We start from the raw sequence: 19,690 nt of genomic DNA, 5'->3' as shown, positions 1-19,690 counted from the left end.
TTCATCCAGTTAAAAGTCCAACTCTGTTTGTCTTTGATTTCTATCAACTATTTTGACAGGCGTAAAAGCATCCCAATTACAATAGGAAAAATGCTTGCAAATAGTAAGACAGGTATTATTTCAAATGTCGAACTAGCTTCTTCTCCTAAATGATTCTGATATTTAACACCTAGAAAAATCAAAAATCCGATAATTATTGTAGAACCGAAATAATAGAAAAACTCTCGAATAGATAACTCCCCCTAAATTTAATGTCTATTATTTAACACGAAAAAAATGACTTAAACGTTTCAACTTTCATAATATCTATTCTGTATGCAGTATGAAAGCCGAACCCATAAAAAGATTCGGCTTCACTGAACTATTTCCCTTTATACTTTTCTTCTGACTGAGAAGTACTCTGGCTATTTTTCTTATCTCTGAGGTTCTTCTCTTCAATTTCTAAATCTCTTAATGGAATATCATCAACCAATTGCTCTTCTTTAAACTTGTACAGATCAGGTCGCTTTTCCTCATTTACACTTTTACGCTTGTTTTGAACAGTTTCTTTTCGTTCTACTTTATTATGCTTACGTTCCTCTCCCATCTTTAGCACCTTCCCTTTTAACTAAGTTTGGACATTGGTAATGATGATATTGCTTTGTGGCAGAGACGGAATCTCATTCATGCTGTAACTGAAATCCTGATCTGGAAAATCGAACGAAATCTTGCTAAAATAGTTTACCGTTTCATTTAGAATATCTATCGTAATCCATTCGCCTGCACAACGGTGACCAATATCAAATTCACCACCCCCTTGCGGAATAAAATCAAATGGACTTTCTTTCCAGTTATTAAAACGCTCCGGGTTAAACTGATTTGGCTCTTCCCATATAACCGGATCATGATTGGTGCCATATAAATCCAGTAATGTGAGCGTTCCTTTTTTGAATTCGAAATCATTCCAGAGAAAATCCCGTTTCACCCTCGCTGTTGTAAAAGGGAAGAAAGGATAAAAACGGCGAACCTCCTGAATAAATTGCCGGCCATTACCTTCGCGAATCCGCTTCACTTCACCTGGATAATCATGCATGGCTAACACGGCAAAGTCAATATATACCGCTATCGCGACAATTGGTCTCAACAAATTCAGTAATTCAACAGCAACAATATAAGGTTTTAATAATTTGCCATTAAGATCCTTATGCATGGAAAATTGATAAAGTGGACGATTTTTATCTACTTCTACCTTATCTTTACGAACCTGCTGGACAAGATCTTCTAGCCAACCTTCTGCCCTTTGCCTCGACCACCTTGCTTTCCAATGCTTTGGTCCAACATCTGCTGCATGTTCAAATAGATCACTAAGCTCTTCGGTCCATTGATCAGCTTCTTTTTTCTGAAATGGCACCCCCGTCCAACGCAGTGCTATACGTGTTAAGACATGCTTTGCCGCTTTATATATATTTACATCACTCTTGTTCTCAGATAAATGCTGTCTCCACTCTTCTTGAGTTAAACTGCGGATCTCACCCAACAAATCATCTGTCATTAATGTCATAAACATTGCTTTTCGATGACGATGCTCTACATCATCCAATCCTTGCACGCCACCTTTACCAAAAAGTGTTTTCTGAATTCGACCAGGTGCCGCATTTTTGCGCTTGAATTTCTCATTATCATAAAATAATTTCGCTTCTTCTTTGCCTACCAGACAAATTGCTTTCTCGCCGAGCAGCCTTGTTTCAAAGATCCTCGAGTCAAATTTATCCGCGCGGTTCATAATAAAATAATAACCTTCTTTAAGCAGCTCTAACGTATGATCTAGGCCTTTATCGTGTGGCAGTTGTTGATGATCAGTCATTAATTAGCCCTCCAACATGTTTACTTACTCGTATTTTCCCCTAATATCCATTTTTAAAACGGTAAGAAAGGCAAAGAAAAGACCATACGATAGAGAGTTATTTTAATATGTCGGCCAACCTTGGCTATCCCAATATAAATCATTGATTAATAATCGAGGTAAGCCATTACTGTCTGCGTCATATGCGTGACGTACAAAGACATTATTATTGTATACATCCTGGTGTCCAGGACCAATCCATTTATTATTCCCACTATCAAAAATAGTGCCACCACCATATAACATATTTTGCCCTAGTTTATCTACATATGGACCTGTTATGTTAGGTGAACGACCAACAGCAACTTTGTACGTACTATCCAAACCACTGCAACATTTATCAAATGACACAAATAGGTAATAATAACCGTCTTTATAAGTAATACTAGGTGCCTCAACTGCACCTTCCGGATGATTTGGTCTCGCAGCAATTGAGTGAAGTTGTCCTGTTGGTTTCATAGTGTTAGCATCTAATCTCGTAAGTTTTATTCCACTCCAATACGAACCAAATGATAACCAAGGGTTACCATATTCATCAATGACTAAATCTCCGTCAATTGCATTAAAATTATCTGAAGTGGTTGAACGAACTACTAATCCATCATCTCGCCAATTACCTGAAGCTATACTTTCTGTCGACAGTAGTCCGATTAAAGATTGATTAGAACCGAAAGAAGAAACAGAGTAATATAACCAATAACGCCCATTATAATATTGGATATCCGGAGCCCATTGTGCACTCGCATGATTTGGAACATAGTCACTCCACCAGCTTAAAGGTTCGGGAAATACTATTGGTGCCTCATTCCAATTCAAACCATCTTGAGAGTATAATACACGAATACCATTCCCATCTGCTTCCCCTGTTCCAAAGGTCCACCAAGTATTCCCTTCTTTTATCATAGAAGGATCATGAATCATAGGATGTTCTTCCATTTCCCAAAATGCTGCCGATACGGACACACTCGAAATTCCTAAAAACACCAAAACAAACAACAATACTTTCAAACCATTTTTTACAACCATCTACTTCACTCCTTAACATTTTTGTTAAGTATGCGCTTACATTTTTCTTGAATGTTAACAACACACTTATTCAAAACAGATTATAGCATGGTTTGTTAATATTGTTAATTATTTGAAGCGAAAATATTACTTATGAACTAGTTATTTTTCACTTTGATTTACATGAATGTTAATCAATCATTAATACTTAAGATTGTTATCTCGTTTCATTTACTCTATTGTAAAGTTCATCATCCTGCTACCGATTCTCGAAGTCGCCTAGTTTTTGGACGATCGGAGCTAGACATCCGCGCAAATTTTATTCTTTCTTGTCTTGTAAGAAAAACTGAGCAAAACCACCCAGCCTTATAACTATAGGCTAAGTAAATCTGTGGCGATTGCTATTAGTAGCCATTTTGAAATATATCAACCGTATGACCCCACTCCGGCTGCCTTACACACGATAACATTCATAATAAACAACATCACTAGTCAACGATATCTTTATTTTTGACTCATTTAAAACGGGAATAGGCTACCAAAATGCTGTGATACCAATGGTTATATACTTTCGCTCCTTATTAAAAAAGCTAACACCTTTACCTCCATATAATAAGAGATGTTTGTGTTAGCTATATTACCTTATTCACCTTGAAATACCGATATCCTTATTTTGCCGCTGCTTTACTTCTTCCATTTTATTATAAAATGCTTTCTCCATATCAATCTCAAAATAATTGGCAAACTTCGTCATGTAGGCTAGGCAATCCGCCAGTTCCTTTCCTATATCTTCTTTTATGTTTGCTTTCGCTATTTCAAATGCTTCCGCTTCACCTTTTCCTTGATTGATCAGTTCATTTGTCTGATTAAATGCATTTCTTAATTCTTCTGCTACTTCCGCCACCTCAGTCGATAAAAGCATGTAATTAATCAATAACGAAGATTTTGCTTCTTCATAATGACCATCGCGGATTTCCCAATTCATATCTTCATGATATTTTTTCATATAGGTCTGTAAGTCTTTCATCTATTTCACCTCATTTGGATAAACTTGTTTTTCAAAAATGGTTCCATCAGTGTATTCGACTTTAATAACTAATCGCATATTGTCATATTTTTTAAATGGTTTAAGATCAAATGGTCTATCTCTCATTTCTTCACCTCTTAAAGTAAATTGCTTTTCTTCAAGAAGTGAATCCTCTTGATATTTCAAAAGGGTTACCTTTTCTACGATATTATCCTGATTTGATACATTATGATAGTAAACATGAACTCTTACATCATCTTCATTAAAATTCACGTCACTAAACAACGAACCATAGCTATTCGTTCCTAAGTATCCTAAATGTTCCGATTGTTGTCGACTTTGTTTTACCAGTCCATCATGGGAAACAGACACAAAATAGCTTATTTGATTTTCTTCTTCTAAAGATTCCATTTCTTGTTTACTGATTTCTTTTAAGGAATGAGAATTTCCACTTGATGCATGAACATTTACCTGCCATTCTGGTTTTAATTCCATTTCAACCGGGACTTGTACTTGAAACATTCCTTCTGTTTCCTCATTTGCCGGTATTTCTATAAATTCTTCTGTTTTGCCATATTTATAATGGAACATGACTTCTGAATCCTTATGAAATACTTTTAATTGCCATGCAAAGGTTATATCCGTGCTACCATTTGCTAATTGTTTCTTATCTGTTTCCATGGTAACCGGACTAATCCAGCTCTGCTCTTCGATAAATTGATCCAATTCCTGTTGGATCATACCAGACTGACTGTTCACACTATTGCTTAACATCGTTTGATTTTCTGTTAAATAACGAATCTCTTCTTCCACATTTTTTATTTTGGAAAACATCATGACATTTATAATCAAGCTAATAATGAGTGCTATCAGAATAAACAATCGGAAGCCTTTTATGTATTGATCCTTCTCCACCCTCTTTCACCCCCTAAGCCTTTTAACAAATATTGTAACATATCGAGGTAAAGTTGCTATTTACTTTTCGAGGAATTATGATAGGGACAAACCATAATCAAAAAAGGAGCATAGCCATGAACTTAATCTTAGCTTCTTCCTCTCCAAGAAGACAGGAATTATTACAGCAAGTACATATACCTTTTACAATAAGAAAACCTGATGTCGATGAAACTCAAATCACTGTAACAGATCCAGCAGAAAAAGTTAAACAGCTCGCTATGTTAAAAGGAAGTCATGTACCAATTCAAAATAAAGATGAAGTGATTCTTTCTGCTGATACTGTTGTATCCTTTCAACAAAATATTTTCGAAAAACCGGTAGCAAAGCAGGCGGCATATAAAATGATAGAAGCTATGAGCGGCAATAAACATGAAGTATACACCGGTGTGATGCTTCGCTCATCAGATAAAGAAATGGTGTTTGTTGAAAGAACGATCGTAGAGTTCTGGCCATTAACAGAAGAAGAAATCATATCATATGTCGAGTCAGATGAGCCCTATGACAAGGCAGGTGGCTATGGGATTCAAAGTGTAGGTGCTATCTTTGTAAAAGGCATTACTGGCGACTATTACAATGTAGTCGGGCTACCAATTTCACGCGTTGTACGGGAATTAAGTGAATTTAAAATTTTCCCGAAATAAGAGATAAAGTGAGACTATGATCAGGAAAGTGATTGCACTTTCCTCTTTTTTTATGCAATTAAGTGAGACTTCCATCACGGTGTTAGCGTCCGTTATCCCCCACTTAGCTTCTTTGATTTACTCGAACCTTGAAGTGGAGATTTTACGGATGATTAGCACCGTGATAAAACGATTACATATATACTTTCTATTACAATTTGTTAAAAACAATAGAATAATGAGTAATAAGTATGTTACTTTATATAAGGTTACATTAGGTATAAATACCTTTTTTAAACACACTACATAATTCAAACATCATGGAGGTTAGCAAATGAAACATTGGACTTTAGTATTATTTTTGTCTTTGATTATAGTATTGGCTGGTTGTTCAGAGCAAAATACAACATCTACTATTGATGACAAAGTTAAAATTGGCATTATGTTATCGGACGTCGGGCTTGGTGATCAATCATTCAGTGACTCTGCATTTTACGGATTAGAACGAGCACGAGATGAGTTAGGAATACTTTTTGATTATCGTGAATTAGCAGATGTCGGAGACTATCAAACTGGTTTAAAGCAACTTATTGAGCAAGGAAATGATTTAATCATTGGACTTGGATACATGATTGAAGAAGACTTAACTAGGATCGCAAAAGAATATCCTGATCAACAATTCGTTATTGTTGATAGTGTAATAGATTTACCTAATGTGACAAGTGTAAACTTTAAGGAACAAGAAGGAAGTTTTCTAATCGGCGCTATAGCCGGAATGAAGACCGAATCCGATATTGTCGGATTTGTTGGGGGTGAGGATACGCCACTTATCCGTAAATTTTTAAATGGTTATAAACAAGGAGTTGCTGCAACAAATCCTGATGCAAAGGTATTAGATCGTTTTGCAGGAGACTTTGGTGATGATAAGCTTGGTGAGCAAATTGCTGCTGAATTAATTGAACAAGGCGCAGATTATATTTATCCATCAGCAGGTTTCACTGGAGTTGGGGTAATCAAGCAAGCACAAAAAGAAGGAATTTATTCATTTGGTGTCGATTCTGACCAATATTACTTAGGTGAAGATACAGTTGTAACATCAATGATGAAAAACATTGATGTCGCCATGTACACCTTGGCAACCGATCTTGTCAATAATGGTAAGCTTACGAGTGACAACCTTGAATTAGGTTTGAGTGATGACGGTGTTGGATTAGCTCCTATTCGTGTTATTTCTCTATCATCTGAAGAAGAAAATCAGATAAATAAGCTGACAGATGATATCAACTCTAATGCGATTACGGTGAACGAATAAGGAGAAAGGATGACACACATGAAATTAAAAAGAAAATTAAGGTTGAACTCTCTTTTACCTTTGACTATTGCCTGTATCATTATCGGATTTATAGCATTTCAAATGACACAAATTCATTCTTCTGATAATAAAAATGTGGAACAACTTGTAGATGTCGAAAAATTAAATAGTGCGGTAATTTCCGTTGAGCAAGGTTTAAGCAGTTTTTCTTTAAATAAAACAGATGCAGATGCAAAGTCTGTGAAAAATAGTTTGCAGAAAAGCTTCGATATATTAAAAAAATTATCGGATACTGATAGAGCAGAAAGCCAATTACTTAAAATTGAAGAAAAATTACAAGCTTTAAAAAAAGACGTTACTACAGCTTTAGATGAAAAAGATGCAGCAGAGGCGAAACGCCAATCAATTCGAACTCGTGGAATTCAAAATGATATTCATTTATTACAATTAATCATTGATGAAAACTATCAAATAGCACAGCAGAAATTACAGAAAAAGATTGACTCGGTCCTTATTTTCACCATTGTCTCAGGAATTGTCTTATTACTTGGTACAGGTAGCTTTTCCTTTATCATGACTAATCGGATCGTTAAACCAATTTATACCCTAACAGATCATGCTAAAGCTATCTCAAATGGTGATCTAACTAGATCTATAGAGGAAACAAAAAATAAAGATGAAATCGGACAGTTACACAATAGTTTTGCGCGTATGAACAAAGATTTAAAAGAATTAATTGCGAATGTATTAGATACATCACAAAGTGTAGCTGCTTCCGCTGAGCAACTGAGTGCAAATGCAGATGAAACCTCAACTGCTACCGAACAAATTGCCAATACGATTCAAGAAGTATCAGATGGATCAGAAAAACAACTTAAAAATGTCGAACAGTCTAATCAAAATGTAGAACAAATTTCTGAAGATATTGAATCTATATCCAAACGTATCACACGTGTAACAGAGTCTTCCAATCATGCATCTGTACAATCGGAGCAAGGAATGGACACCGTAAAACGTGTAATCGAGCAGATGGCAATCATCAATCAAAATACCGATAATACTGGTCAAGTCATTGAAGGTTTAAATAATCATTCTCAGGAAATTAATAAAATTGTCGATATGATAACCGATATTGCAGAGCAAACTAATTTACTCGCACTAAACGCAGCAATCGAAGCTGCACGTGCTGGTGAACATGGTAAAGGGTTTGCCGTTGTTGCTGATGAGGTGAGAAAATTAGCGGAAGAATCCGGTCAGTCTGCACGCCAGATCAATGAATTAATTACGGTGATGCAAGAAACAACCGGTAAAGCGGTAGAGTCAATGGAAGTAGGAAATCAAGCAGTTAAACAAGGTTCATCTCTTGTAACTGAAGCGAGTGATGCATTTGGAAATATTACAAAAGTTGTCTCAGATGTCCAAGAACGAATCAATGAAGTAAATACTTCTCTAGGTCAAATGAAAAACAATAACCAGACACTTGTTACATCAATGAACAATGTATCGTCAATAACAGAAAACACTGCACATCACTCCCAGGAAGTCGCAAGTGCAACAGAGGAACAAACAGCATCTATCCAAGAAGTATCTGCCGCTACCAAAGTATTAGCAGAAATGGCACAAGAATTACAAGATAAAGTAAGTCGATTTAGAATCTAAAAATTATAAATGAGTCACATTTGAAGCAAACAGCAAGTCCGTCACATTAGTGATTGGCTTGCTGTTTTTTTACATTGCGAGCTGAAGATCCCGCAGGAAAGCATATAAACGTTGGTATCACAGTATTCTGGTATCCTATTCACGTTTAAAAAGTGTCATAAAGAAAGATATAGTTGACTAATCATGTTATTTATTATGAAAGTTATCATGTGTAAGGAAATCGCTTCGGAGAAAACCATCCCGCAGGAGTGGTTATAATGCGTTATTTATGCACTTTCACAGGGATAATAACCCAAGTTTGCTAGGTCTGACAAAAGTTATTGCGCATGCTTAAACGAAGGCGCCCACTTCAACTCCTGTGGGACTCGTTTGCCCTGAAGATCCACTTTTTTGAGCGGTTTTTAATCGAAAAAGTTAGCTGAAGGGCAACCCCCACGGAAAGGGGAGTGGGCAGCCGGAGTGGTGGTCAAATGATCGATTTATTTCAAAATGGCTACTAATAGCAACGCCACAAAACTACTTAGCCTTTAGTTATAAGGCCGGGCGAGTTTTACTCAGTTTTTCTTATTATTGTATAAAATAATTTACTATATTCATATATTCCCTCAAGTAGATTCAATGTGAAATTGGTATATTTTAGGTTGTGTGTTATGATTATGATAAGTCAATGTGAAAGAAGGGAAAGTGTTTGTATTCAATCGAAGGTAATATGTTTATAATGCTTGGAATGACATTATATTTAGTTGGACGAGGTATTTTAATTGGAAATAAGTATAAAAAACAAAAATCAGTATATTGGTTAAGGGAAAGTATAAGCTTTCTTTTTGTGCTATACATTTGTATGGTCATTTCTATGACCTTATTTCCTATACCGGTAGGGTTTGCTGATTTCGAGAATGAGTATCGTTATTTAAATCTAGTACCTCTAAAATTAATTATTCAAGATATTAGTCAAATTGGTATTGCTTACGGCGGAGATGTGCCTTTTATGATTAAACTACTTGCAAAAAATATAGGTGGCAACATTTTGTTACTAATGCCATTAGCCTTCTTAACTCCGATATTATTGGATAAATTCAAGTCTTTTAAACGCACTCTGTTATTAGGTTTTGGAGTGTCACTTAGTATTGAACTTTTACAATTTGTAGGACCAAAAGCAAGTGGTCGGGGGCGAGTCACTGATATTGATGACGTCATTTTTAATGTGTTAGGTGTCATAATTGGATATCTTATTTATAAATTAATTTTTAAAATAGTGGACAAATTACAAATTAGACCATTGCAAAAATTGAATTCAAGAAATGCTAGCATGATTGAAAGCGAGAATAGAATTAAATTATAGTTTATAAAATTAATAGATTCTAGTCATCCCAAAATTAAATAATATATTAAAAGGAGTTATCCATGGCTACTACCTACTATATTGAACCTCAAAATCAGACACTTCACGGCTCTTTTTCTAAGAATTTCAAACCCGTATTAACTATACATTCAGGCGACTCTGTCCGTTATTCCACGCTCGATGCATTATGGGGGCTAGAACCTTTTAAATCATCGGGTCAACGAAACGTTTTTAAAACTAAAAAGGTAAAAGAAAATAGTGGTCATGCCCTCTGTGGGCCAATAGCGATTAATGGCGCTAAGCCAGGTATGGTTTTAATGATTAATATAAATGAAATACGTCCAGCATCATGGGGATGGAGTTTCGCGGGTGGTTCCAATCAAGTTAAAAAACGACTAGGGTTAACAGAACAAGATAGGTATCACTTAAACTGGAATTTAGATATTAAGAATATGATTGGAACAAGTCAACTCAATCATCGAGTTTCTTTGTCACCTTTTATGGGGACGATGGGGATGCCTCCTAATGAAGCAGGTATTCATTCAACCATACCGCCAAGGTTTTGTGGTGGGAACATAGATTGCAGAGAACTAGTGGAAGGAAGTATTTTATACCTCCCTATTCCTGTTTCTGGAGGACTGTTCTCAGTTGGCGATGGCCATGCATTACAAGGTGACGGCGAAGTTAGCACGCAAGCGATTGAATGCCCAATGGATGTTGTCGATTTAACATTTACACTTAAAGAGGACATGAAATTATCGATGCCCCGTGCTAATACTCCCGCAGGTTGGATTACCTTTGGTTTTGATGAAGACCTTGATGAAGCTTGTTTGATTGCTCTTGAAGGAATGTTAGATCTTATGCAGGAACTATACGGATTCAGTCGTAAAGAAGCTTATACTCTTGCTAGTTTGACAGTAAATATGAGAATTACTCAAATTGTTAATGGCACTAAGGGCGTGCACGCAATTTTGCCTCACGGTTCATTTGCTAGTATTCATGGTAATCCCCCCTCTTAACAAAGTAGTGAATTTTAATAAGTGAGGTGTTAAAATGACGGAAGAAAAAGAAACTCCTGAAAGAAAAAGAGAAAGAATGAGACAAGAAGAATTAAAAAGAACTCCTTCTGGGAGTATTCATGGTGGTGGACTGCCAGATTTAGTTGGAAGTTTAGGTTGGAAAGGTACTGGAATACTCACTCTTGTCATCATTTTAGGTTTTATCATTTACTCCATTTTCTTTCGGTAATAGGCCTTCCTTTTTGCTGGATTGAAGTGAGAAAGATTCAAGGGGGTTACATATGAATTGTGAAAATGTTCTACACCAAATTGAAGTTGCTGTTAATACAGTTATTGAAATAATTGAAAAATTAGAAGAAGATGATTTACAAAAAAGACCAACATCTAATAAGCATTCTATCGGGGAACTATTAGAACATATAGCATTGATTTGCGAAGCAGATTGGCTTATTTCCAAAGAAGCAACCAAAGAAGAGATGGAAAACCTCTATGCAGAAGTATCATATGAAAACTTAGATTCCATAAAAGATGGTTTAATAACCAATTTCGAATCACTGAAAAGTAATTATATGAACTTAACCGAGCAAGAACTCCTATCTGAAACCACTTCACATTGGGGGTTAACTTATACAAAATATGAATGGCTGTTAGAGATATTAGCACACGTTTACCATCATAGGGGACAATTACACGCCATACTTGTTCATTGCTATGGTAAAGATCCTAAAGTCTCCATGTTCGAATAATTCTCTTATGCTTCACACATGGCTCTAATACTTCTCATAGACTTTTTTGCAATTCTTGAACCGTATCAAGAATTGCAATATCAAACAGATAATACTCAGCCTACCGGAACTAGCGTCATCATCCAAGATACTTTCATAAAGATAATTAATATTCCGGTATATTATGGCGTGGGAAGTTAGGTAAATCTCACAGAAAATTGGGATGGCGTTAGCTGTTTGCCACCTGCAAACGCTTGGATAATTTCCATTCGGCCGGGATATAAAAGTTATTTCTAGTTTTTCTCATTTATCTCCCTATCAATATTATTTTTGATAATAATAAAGTGAAAAATGAGCCTAATTGAATTTGGGCTCACTTTTCTCCTTCTTCAAAGGCTTCTTTATAATACTCACGTAATTCTTCTGCATTGTCCTGCCACATCACTTGTTCACCATAAACAATTTGCTGAAATACATCAAGGCACCGATGCCAACCTGCTGCTATGTACATCGCCATAGAGGCATCATGGAATGAATGATTAAATGTAAAAACACAGCCGTTTTCTTTCTCTGCTATTCTCATATCAAGCAAATCATCTACTTCTTTGAAAACAAATGTGTGCGGCGCTTCTAACTCGGTGATTTCTCCTTCGTATACGGAACCTTCTCCATCGTCAAACTTCAGCCTTCCGCCAACTTTTACTTCCATCTCTCCTGTTGCGAAAGGATACCATTGCGTAAAGGAACCTGGATTGATTAAAATATCAAATACTTTCTCCGGAGAAAACGGAAATTCTCGTACAAATGTTAAGGTGTATCGATCATTATCTTTACTAAGTGTACCGTAATTCATTAGAATGACCTCCTTTTTAAGGCTATTTTAACATACTAAATGATCAACAGTTTTACAAAACATTATTTTGTATTGACTAGTTTCTCTCTTCATAATATGGTTAAATTACTAAAACTTATAAAAGAGGAGCTGTTTCTATGAATCCATTAAACAAAAAGATTACTGCTATATTTATACCTGTGAAGGATATTGAGAAAGCACGTGACTGGTACTGTGATTTACTAGACTTAGAACCTAACAACGACTTCCCTGGAGGACACCTTTATGTAATTGAATTAGATGGATTGAATGTGGTACTCGATAGTAAAATCTATCGTGATGAAACAATTCTGAAAACACCCGCTTTTCATTTTGATACAGATAATATTAATGAGGCCTATCAGTATATGGAAAACAAAGAAGTAGAATTGCTTTCTGAGATTCAATTTGGGCATTTTTTTAACTTTAAGGATCCCGATGGAAATCATTTGATGGTGTGTGAAAGATAAGGAAAGGTAGTATACCCTATGGAAGTGGAAGATATATTCAGTGATTTGCCAACACTAGAAACGAAACGATTATTTTTAAGAAAAGTATCATTAGATGATGTTCACGATATCTATGCCTATGGATCTAATGAAGAAGTATCGAAATTTGTAACATGGGAAACGCACAAATCTCTAGATGAAACACAAGCGTTTGTCCAATATATCCTAAGTCTATATAAAAATAATAACATTGCGCCGTGGGCAATCGAGTTAAAAGACACTCAAAAGATGATAGGCACGATTGATTTTGTCTCATGGGATACCAGTCAATATATTGCAGAAATTGGCTATGTAATTTCTCAAGACTATTGGGGCAAAGGAATTGTCACAGAAGCTGCCAAAGAAGTTATTGCATTTGGTTTTAATCATATGGAATTGGAACGGATTCAAGCAAAATGTTTAGTGGAAAACATTGGTTCAGCAAGAGTTATGGAGAAAGCAGGTATGACGTTTGAAGGAGAATTGAGGAAAGCAGTATTTAGCAAAGGAAAGCATTGGGATGTAAAGATATACTCGATTTTGAGAGAAGAATTTGCAGCACAGAAATAGGGAAAGTAGCTTGTTGATCAAGCTACTTTCCCTTTGTTACATTTTACTTATCATTCTTGATGAACTGGAGAGCTTTTGGTAGCTTACCATTTTCTAGTTCTTGGCGGATTAATTTAGCAGATTCTTCTGGACTGAAAACAGAGGTATCAACTTCTATATCATAGATACCAGGATCATGGACAAGTTTCTGCCATAAAGCAACTGGCTTGGGTACAGTGCCATCAGCGTTGTAACCATGATTCCATGTATTCATTCGTCGTTCCATTACCACCTCGATCGGACAATGCACTCCAACGAACATAACAGGAAGCCCATCCAGTATACGAGCGCAATCTGGTAGGATTCTAAGTGGAACTGAATATCCGTCATGATGACCTACATCCACCACAACATTTAGTCCTAAACGACTGAATTGTGCGATTGCCTCATACATCGCTTGATACATTACTTTTATAACCGGTTCGAGTTCAGGTATTTCACCACCAGGCCGTAAACCAATTCCCGGCTGAAAGCGTTCTGGGGTCATCTTCATAAACTGATCTACCCCTAAGTTCATCCACACACCTTCATATGTTTTCTGGATTATAGAGGCTATGCTAGACTTCCCAGATCTCGGGGCACCATTTAAAATAATAATCGTTCCAGGTTTATCTACTTCTAACATTTAGGGATTCCTCCTAAATAAGGTATTACCAAAATACTTATATTTGTCCTGCCATTTTCATTAAATAGTCAACTTAGTTCTAAATCTATTAAACAAGATATTTTTTTAACGAATAGTAAACACCGTCTTCGTCATTAGATCGCGTTACATCATCCGCTTTTTCTTTCAAATCCTCAGGAGCGTTCCCCATCGCTATTCCCACTCCTGCATATTCAATCATATCTAAGTCATTATAATAGTCTCCTATAGCAATAATTTCCGATGGTAATATATTTAAACTATTAGCGATTTCCTTTAGAGCATTTGTTTTGGTGGCTTTTGTAGACATATATTCCTTCCAAAATTCACCGTCTACCCTCAATCTTATATTACTAGTTGGTTCAAGATGTTGCCAACCACCTATTTTTGTTATGTCCATGATAGAGAATTTCATAACTTTTTCAGAAATCTTTAATACATCATCACTATACATATACTCAATACCATGTTCCTTACAATTTTCTTTATGCTCTTTACTAACAGATTCTCCATAATAATTAAATGCGGTCACTACTGCAAATTGAACATCTACCTTACGACACATTTTAACAAAATGAGCAATATCATTAATCGAAAATGAGTTTTCATATAGTATTTGTTTCGTTCTCCCATCAATGGTTACAGCACCATCATTAGAAACCAATATACCATTATAATTAAGTTCATTCATAATTCCTGTTGCTTGCATATAATATCTACCTGTTGCTAATACAACATGGACTCCTTTTTCCTGTACCATTTGAATTATTTTTTTATGCATTGCTGGTACTTGACCCTTACTATTCAGTAACGTTCCATCTATGTCTAAAGCTACCATTTTGTACACCTTAAGCTTCTCCCCCACCTTAATCTTTTGTTAATTCAGAAAGTATTCATACTTAATCAAATTGTTAGACTCTCTCACTAAATCACTAACCCTCTTTTATTAATCCCAATTAATAGCTGGTTAATTTTATCGTAGTCTGGTGTTTCAGGAAGTTCTGATTTATTCCAAGCTATTGTTAATTGATTATCATACATTTCGATCATTTCCAATGCTTCGCTCAAAGAGTATTTGCCATTTCTACAGTCAAGAAGTAATTGTCTATTTGGTCGATATGTATGAAAATCCCCTGTTTCTAAAATCTCGATAGCACTAGTGAGTAATCTAATACTATGCATAAATAATTTTGTATCATAATCGTAAAGGTTAGTGAGAGCTGTTCTATCTGTATCATTCTTGTTTTTCAGTTTTTGTATTTGAGAATAAGCATATCCACCGAACCTTTTATAAATGTGTTTCGATAAAAACAGCTTTCTATGATCAATTAACACTTGCCCTAACTCTGTGACTTTAAGGTAATCTTGCTGGCGGACAAATAAAATCTCGATATTATTCGGAACCCCTTGCATTGCATCCTTAACAAATTTATTTATATGAATAACACTTATATCAACATCATCTTTGGTGTTTTTAAAATTCTTTCCACCAGTTGTATTATATTCATTAAAAGCATGTAATCCTAAATAGTAGTCTACTGGTGGGATGCAAACTCCTTTATAATCTCTATCTGAATTATCTGTATTGGTTCCATAGGCATAACTACCTGTTGGTGATAAAATAATGGTCCGATCCTCTAGCCATTCAATGTTCGATTTTTCCAATTCTTTCAACAAAACGCCTCCTTTTTATTCCTTAAATTACAATGTATTAATTATTAAGGCAACCCATAATGAATTATCCAGCGATCGATAAGGTAGTTCCCCATACAAATAAAGAACTAGCAATCAAAGATACGATCATGATGGTCTTTATGAAAAACGTAATCCTAATGGTGCAAATAGCGCCATAGAAATTCATATATTGCATGTGATGGAGGAGTTAGGAATTAAATAAGTTTGTGACATCTTGAGTTTATCCAAGATGTCTTTTTTGATATATGGGAGAGTGCCCGATAAATGCACAAAATTGCCCGATATCCATAAAAAAATGCCCGATAAATAGTGAAAAGTGCCCGTTATCCCCTCAAAAGCGCCCGAAAAGTGGAAAAAAGTGCCCGATAAATAAACCTCTTCATCATGTTTGGCTCACGATAAATGAGCATAAAACGTTATTAACAGCAGACAGCATACGATATAAAATACATTATACAAATAAATCAAGGGTGTGCGTGCAGATGCGATTAAAATTGGGCCGTAGCTGAGCCTTGCATAAATTATAAATACCATGTAAGTTAATCCAGCCAACCTTTATTTTCGGCTATGGTTACAGCGTCAATGCGATTTTTCGCTTCGAGTTTCTGAATAATTTCAGAAATATAATTACGGATCGTTCCGGGTGATAAATATAGTTTAGAACTAATTTCCTTCACAGAATCACCTGCTTTCAGACAACTAAGAATTTCAGTCTCCCGTTCTGTGAGTGGATTTACTTCTTCCATCATCGAGAAGGTTAGATGCGGGCTGAAGAACCGTCTTCCTGACTGAATCTTGCGAAGTGATTCAGCAAGTTCTGATACCGGTGCGTCTTTAAGTAAATACCCCTGGACTCCGGCTTTCACTGCCTGTTGCAAATACCCGCTTCGTGCAAAGGTAGTAACTATTACAACTTTGCAATCACTTCCCTCAGATTGTAGCTTTTCCGCTACTTCCAAACCACTTAATGAAGGCATCTCTATATCCAGAAGGGCAATGTCTGGTTTATGTTGTTGGATTAATCGGAGTGCATCTTTACCATTGTCAGTTTCTCCAGCAATTTCAATATCTTCTTCCATAGCCAACAATTTACTTATGGCACCTCGGAGCATTCCTTGATCTTCTGCTATAACAATAAGCATTTAATCTCCCCTATCATAAGAACTTCATTTTTTTGGAACAGTGATGGTCACTTTAGTCCCCTCCGATTGACTAGACTCATAGTTAATTTTGCCCTCAATCAATAATAAACGATCTCTCATTCCTAATACTCCATTACCGAATTCATCGAATCTCGTATTCTCTTTACCCAGTCCTTTACCATCATCTCTGACAACTAGAACGTGTTCCTCCCGTAATTCTTGTAAACTGACAGTGCAAGTTTCAGCATTGCTGTGGTTGACGACATTAGTAATGCATTCACGAAGACACATCCCGAGAATATGTTCGATGGTCGGTTCTATGCTTGTTGCAGTATTGGTTTCATGGATAAATCGTATTCCTGCCGAATGAAGTATTGACTTAGCATGTTTAAGTTCATCTTCAAAATTAATCGATTGCATATCACTAACCAGCTCCCGGACCTGCAGCAAAATAGATCGTGAAATAGTCTGGACCTCCCGAACTTCTGCAATTGCCTGATCCTTATCTGTAGGGATTAAGCGTTCCACAAGCTCACTTTTCACAGTAATCATGGACAATGTTTGCCCTAAAGTATCATGCAAATCCCGCGCAATACGTTGACGTTCGGCATTTTTTACAAGACGTTCAATCTCCTTATTAGCTCGATGAAGTTGCATATTCATTTCCCATGATTGATTTAATATCCTTATCACATAAGGGATTACATACAATGAAAGGACAACAGGGATCCAATATGGCTGAACGTGGTCCACTGATTGCATATAGTATAGAATGATTGCACCTACATACAAGACTGTCATGGAGATCATAATCCGTGTGATTATACGATAGGAATCAAGCAATCCTGTCACAACTGCCGGATAAAATCCTAAACATAAACTCCATGGTGTATAAAATGCACCTATCATTGCTACAGCTCCTAGTTGAACAATAATATAAACGATCTGATACTTATCATTCGCAAGACTTTTGTAGTAGCTGAACCCGAGGATTAAAAATAATACTAGAAAACCGGGCTCAACAGGCATGAATGCCAAATAACTAACTGGAAGGATTAACAGCCCCAGCAAGGCTGTTTTCTTCGAATGTTTAATTAACAATCGTGATTTCATTTAAACCGCTTCCTTTAAAATGAATATATTTCTATACTATCATGTAATGGATACCAATACTGAAATTATCAGGTACTTGCTGTTTTTTTCGATTCAAGCCAAGTGGGTATCAACCAAATCGAAAGTAGTGCGACGACTATATGCACAGGGTGTGCTACAATCCCAAAATCCATTGCTGGTGGGTTTACAATATCATTAACTGTCATCAACAAAGTAATTCCCGTAACTAGAATAATGTAGTAAACTCTTGGGTTTTTGGTAGCCTGAAACCATTTGGTGTAAATGAATGCCCCAGCCATATTCGTTACAATTGCCGCAATTCCGATAGAAACCCAAGTCAACTGATCAAACCAAAGTTCTGTAAACATACCAATTAAATAGGCCGTGATTATTCCTGCCACCCCTGCAACCATGCCAACAAAACATCCTATCATTATACTTTTTTTCATAAATCCAATCTCCTCTTTTCTTTAAGATATATTTATCGTAAAGAAAAGGGAAATTAATTAGTAGTTATGAATATCATTTCTTTAAGATGATAAATATCATTTCCATTAATTTTACACCATTTTGGTATTGTTATATCTTAAGTTTCAGTACTTTCAGCCAGATGCTTCTTCCACTAAAACTAGAAAATCCCCCTTCAGAAATAATATCCAAAAGGGGAAAGCATCGCATTCTTATTTAAAAGAATTTAAAACATAGTTACTCAATTTCCGGTAGCATGCTTAGATTGCGCCACTTTCATTAAGTAATATTGCTCCTCACGAGCCATATGGTCAGCCATGGAAGCAGTAAAAGTACTTAATACTTCTGCACTTAACTCCATTTCTTCCAATTCGTGCAAAAATGTTTTAAATAAACCTATTTCTACTTCTACGTCATTATTGAACCTTTTTAATGCAGGGAATGCATTAACATTGGATCGTAAATAACCGGTAAGTTCCACTGCTTTTAGATAGAATTGATTAAAGTGTTCCGTAAAAGCATGACTCTTTTCTTTCAATCTTTGCTCGACGGCATCCATCTCATCATTAATCGCTCCAGCATGACCTGATGCATCCAAAAGCCAAAGAAGGTGATGATGTAATTCGTGGAAGATTGGCGGTACCTCTCCTTCTTTCAGATAACCTAAAATCAACAAATATTCTTCCAACTCATTGACCATGTGATTAATAAATGTAGGTGTCAGGTGTATCCCTATCTGACCTTTCAAATGTCGCTTAATGATGGAAAGCTTAAACTCTCTGAATTGCTTGGTAAGATCTTCAACCATAATCGAAAAAGAAATCGCGTTAGACGTATCTATTGCACTTGATTGTGCAAGTAGTTGGTCATACTGTGAGCGAAACATTTTGGCCTTTTCAATATCCTCTATTTCTGATGGATAAAGGGAATCATTAATAAACCGGGCATGATCTCCGAGCACCCGCAGCCAAAATTGATGTTCAAACACAGCACTTTTTAAATAATTGGATTTCAAATCATACATCCCCTTTTTATGCATTGATGGTTTATTCTATTCGGGGAATTGAGGAAATATTAATGGTTGACTGGCTATGCAAATAAAAAGACAGAAAC

The 19,690-nt window shown here is 36.0% G+C and carries 22 protein-coding genes; 9 read left to right on the top strand and 13 right to left on the bottom strand.

Features of this window, described 5'->3' with window-relative positions:
- Positions 1 to 361: 361 nt before the first annotated feature.
- The 5 genes from ACTWP4_RS07865 to ACTWP4_RS07845 all read right to left on the bottom strand — a co-directional run bounded on the left by ACTWP4_RS07865 (position 362) and on the right by ACTWP4_RS07845 (position 4,829).
- The gene (locus tag ACTWP4_RS07865; protein WP_443128205.1) at positions 362 to 586 is read right to left on the bottom strand and encodes a hypothetical protein; all 225 of its coding nucleotides are present in this window, start codon (positions 584 to 586) and stop codon (positions 362 to 364) included.
- A gap of 21 nt (positions 587 to 607) precedes the next feature.
- Entirely contained in the window at positions 608 to 1,843 is a 1,236-nt protein-coding gene (locus ACTWP4_RS07860; RefSeq protein ID WP_443128204.1) for a cytochrome P450, read from the bottom strand.
- 102 nt (positions 1,844 to 1,945) lie between these two features.
- Positions 1,946 to 2,908, bottom strand: a complete 963-nt coding sequence (locus tag ACTWP4_RS07855) for a glycoside hydrolase family 43 protein (RefSeq protein ID WP_443128203.1) — start codon at positions 2,906 to 2,908, stop codon at positions 1,946 to 1,948.
- A gap of 625 nt (positions 2,909 to 3,533) precedes the next feature.
- Positions 3,534 to 3,914, bottom strand: a complete 381-nt coding sequence (locus ACTWP4_RS07850; RefSeq protein ID WP_443128202.1) for a MazG nucleotide pyrophosphohydrolase domain-containing protein — start codon at positions 3,912 to 3,914, stop codon at positions 3,534 to 3,536.
- A complete protein-coding gene (locus tag ACTWP4_RS07845; protein WP_443128201.1) occupies positions 3,915 to 4,829 on the bottom strand; it encodes a hypothetical protein in 915 nt (304 codons plus the stop codon).
- Positions 4,830 to 4,945: 116 nt separating this feature from the next.
- On the opposite strand from ACTWP4_RS07845, the gene ACTWP4_RS07840 reads away from it, so the two are divergent.
- The 7 genes from ACTWP4_RS07840 to ACTWP4_RS07810 all read left to right on the top strand — a co-directional run bounded on the left by ACTWP4_RS07840 (position 4,946) and on the right by ACTWP4_RS07810 (position 11,569).
- Entirely contained in the window at positions 4,946 to 5,512 is a 567-nt protein-coding gene (locus ACTWP4_RS07840; protein ID WP_443128200.1) for a Maf family protein, read from the top strand.
- Positions 5,513 to 5,825: 313 nt separating this feature from the next.
- Positions 5,826 to 6,803 carry a BMP family lipoprotein gene (locus ACTWP4_RS07835; protein WP_443128199.1) on the top strand — a complete coding sequence of 326 codons (978 nt, stop codon included), beginning with the start codon at positions 5,826 to 5,828 and terminating at the stop codon, positions 6,801 to 6,803.
- 18 nt (positions 6,804 to 6,821) lie between these two features.
- Entirely contained in the window at positions 6,822 to 8,462 is a 1,641-nt protein-coding gene (locus ACTWP4_RS07830) for a methyl-accepting chemotaxis protein (protein WP_443128198.1), read from the top strand.
- 688 nt (positions 8,463 to 9,150) lie between these two features.
- Positions 9,151 to 9,804, top strand: coding sequence for a VanZ family protein (locus ACTWP4_RS07825; protein ID WP_443128197.1), 654 nt, complete (start codon positions 9,151 to 9,153; stop codon positions 9,802 to 9,804).
- A 62-nt stretch (positions 9,805 to 9,866) separates the two neighbouring features.
- Positions 9,867 to 10,823: an acetamidase/formamidase family protein gene (locus ACTWP4_RS07820; protein ID WP_443128196.1), complete on the top strand. Its 957-nt coding sequence runs from the start codon at positions 9,867 to 9,869 to the stop codon at positions 10,821 to 10,823.
- Positions 10,824 to 10,857: 34 nt separating this feature from the next.
- Positions 10,858 to 11,052, top strand: coding sequence for a DUF6366 family protein (locus tag ACTWP4_RS07815; RefSeq protein WP_443128195.1), 195 nt, complete (start codon positions 10,858 to 10,860; stop codon positions 11,050 to 11,052).
- 52 nt (positions 11,053 to 11,104) lie between these two features.
- A complete protein-coding gene (locus tag ACTWP4_RS07810; protein WP_443128194.1) occupies positions 11,105 to 11,569 on the top strand; it encodes a DinB family protein in 465 nt (154 codons plus the stop codon).
- Positions 11,570 to 11,921: 352 nt separating this feature from the next.
- Here ACTWP4_RS07810 and ACTWP4_RS07805 read toward each other — a convergent pair whose 3' ends face one another.
- Positions 11,922 to 12,401 (bottom strand): SRPBCC domain-containing protein, encoded by a 480-nt coding sequence (locus ACTWP4_RS07805; RefSeq protein WP_443128193.1) that lies wholly within the window; start codon positions 12,399 to 12,401, stop codon positions 11,922 to 11,924.
- 137 nt (positions 12,402 to 12,538) lie between these two features.
- Here ACTWP4_RS07805 and ACTWP4_RS07800 point away from each other — a divergent pair, with 137 nt between their 5' ends.
- Together ACTWP4_RS07800 and ACTWP4_RS07795 are read left to right on the top strand one after the other, a co-directional pair.
- Positions 12,539 to 12,889: a VOC family protein gene (locus ACTWP4_RS07800; protein WP_443128192.1), complete on the top strand. Its 351-nt coding sequence runs from the start codon at positions 12,539 to 12,541 to the stop codon at positions 12,887 to 12,889.
- 18 nt (positions 12,890 to 12,907) lie between these two features.
- Complete coding sequence (locus ACTWP4_RS07795; RefSeq protein ID WP_443128191.1) at positions 12,908 to 13,477, top strand: GNAT family N-acetyltransferase; 570 nt, start codon at positions 12,908 to 12,910, stop codon at positions 13,475 to 13,477.
- 43 nt (positions 13,478 to 13,520) lie between these two features.
- Here ACTWP4_RS07795 and ACTWP4_RS07790 read toward each other — a convergent pair whose 3' ends face one another.
- The 7 genes from ACTWP4_RS07790 to ACTWP4_RS07760 form a co-directional block, all read right to left on the bottom strand.
- Positions 13,521 to 14,141 (bottom strand): chloramphenicol phosphotransferase CPT family protein, encoded by a 621-nt coding sequence (locus ACTWP4_RS07790; RefSeq protein WP_443128190.1) that lies wholly within the window; start codon positions 14,139 to 14,141, stop codon positions 13,521 to 13,523.
- A gap of 88 nt (positions 14,142 to 14,229) precedes the next feature.
- Positions 14,230 to 14,997 (bottom strand): Cof-type HAD-IIB family hydrolase, encoded by a 768-nt coding sequence (locus tag ACTWP4_RS07785; protein WP_443128300.1) that lies wholly within the window; start codon positions 14,995 to 14,997, stop codon positions 14,230 to 14,232.
- Between the two features lie 86 nt (positions 14,998 to 15,083).
- Positions 15,084 to 15,833, bottom strand: coding sequence for a nucleotidyltransferase domain-containing protein (locus tag ACTWP4_RS07780; protein WP_443128189.1), 750 nt, complete (start codon positions 15,831 to 15,833; stop codon positions 15,084 to 15,086).
- Positions 15,834 to 16,393: 560 nt separating this feature from the next.
- Positions 16,394 to 16,996: a response regulator transcription factor gene (locus ACTWP4_RS07775; RefSeq protein WP_443128188.1), complete on the bottom strand. Its 603-nt coding sequence runs from the start codon at positions 16,994 to 16,996 to the stop codon at positions 16,394 to 16,396.
- A 24-nt stretch (positions 16,997 to 17,020) separates the two neighbouring features.
- A complete protein-coding gene (locus tag ACTWP4_RS07770; RefSeq protein ID WP_443128187.1) occupies positions 17,021 to 18,109 on the bottom strand; it encodes a sensor histidine kinase in 1,089 nt (362 codons plus the stop codon).
- A gap of 68 nt (positions 18,110 to 18,177) precedes the next feature.
- The gene (locus ACTWP4_RS07765) at positions 18,178 to 18,558 is read right to left on the bottom strand and encodes a hypothetical protein (RefSeq protein ID WP_443128186.1); all 381 of its coding nucleotides are present in this window, start codon (positions 18,556 to 18,558) and stop codon (positions 18,178 to 18,180) included.
- Positions 18,559 to 18,818: 260 nt separating this feature from the next.
- The gene (locus tag ACTWP4_RS07760) at positions 18,819 to 19,601 is read right to left on the bottom strand and encodes a DUF2935 domain-containing protein (RefSeq protein ID WP_443128299.1); all 783 of its coding nucleotides are present in this window, start codon (positions 19,599 to 19,601) and stop codon (positions 18,819 to 18,821) included.
- Between the last annotated feature and the right edge of the window lie 89 nt (positions 19,602 to 19,690).

The organism is Gracilibacillus sp. D59, from assembly GCF_052246695.1.
In the GTDB taxonomy this organism is placed as follows: domain Bacteria; phylum Bacillota; class Bacilli; order Bacillales; family Amphibacillaceae; genus Gracilibacillus.
The sequence above is the reverse complement of the archived record's forward strand: the minus strand, read 5'-3'. Positions and strand labels throughout refer to the sequence as shown.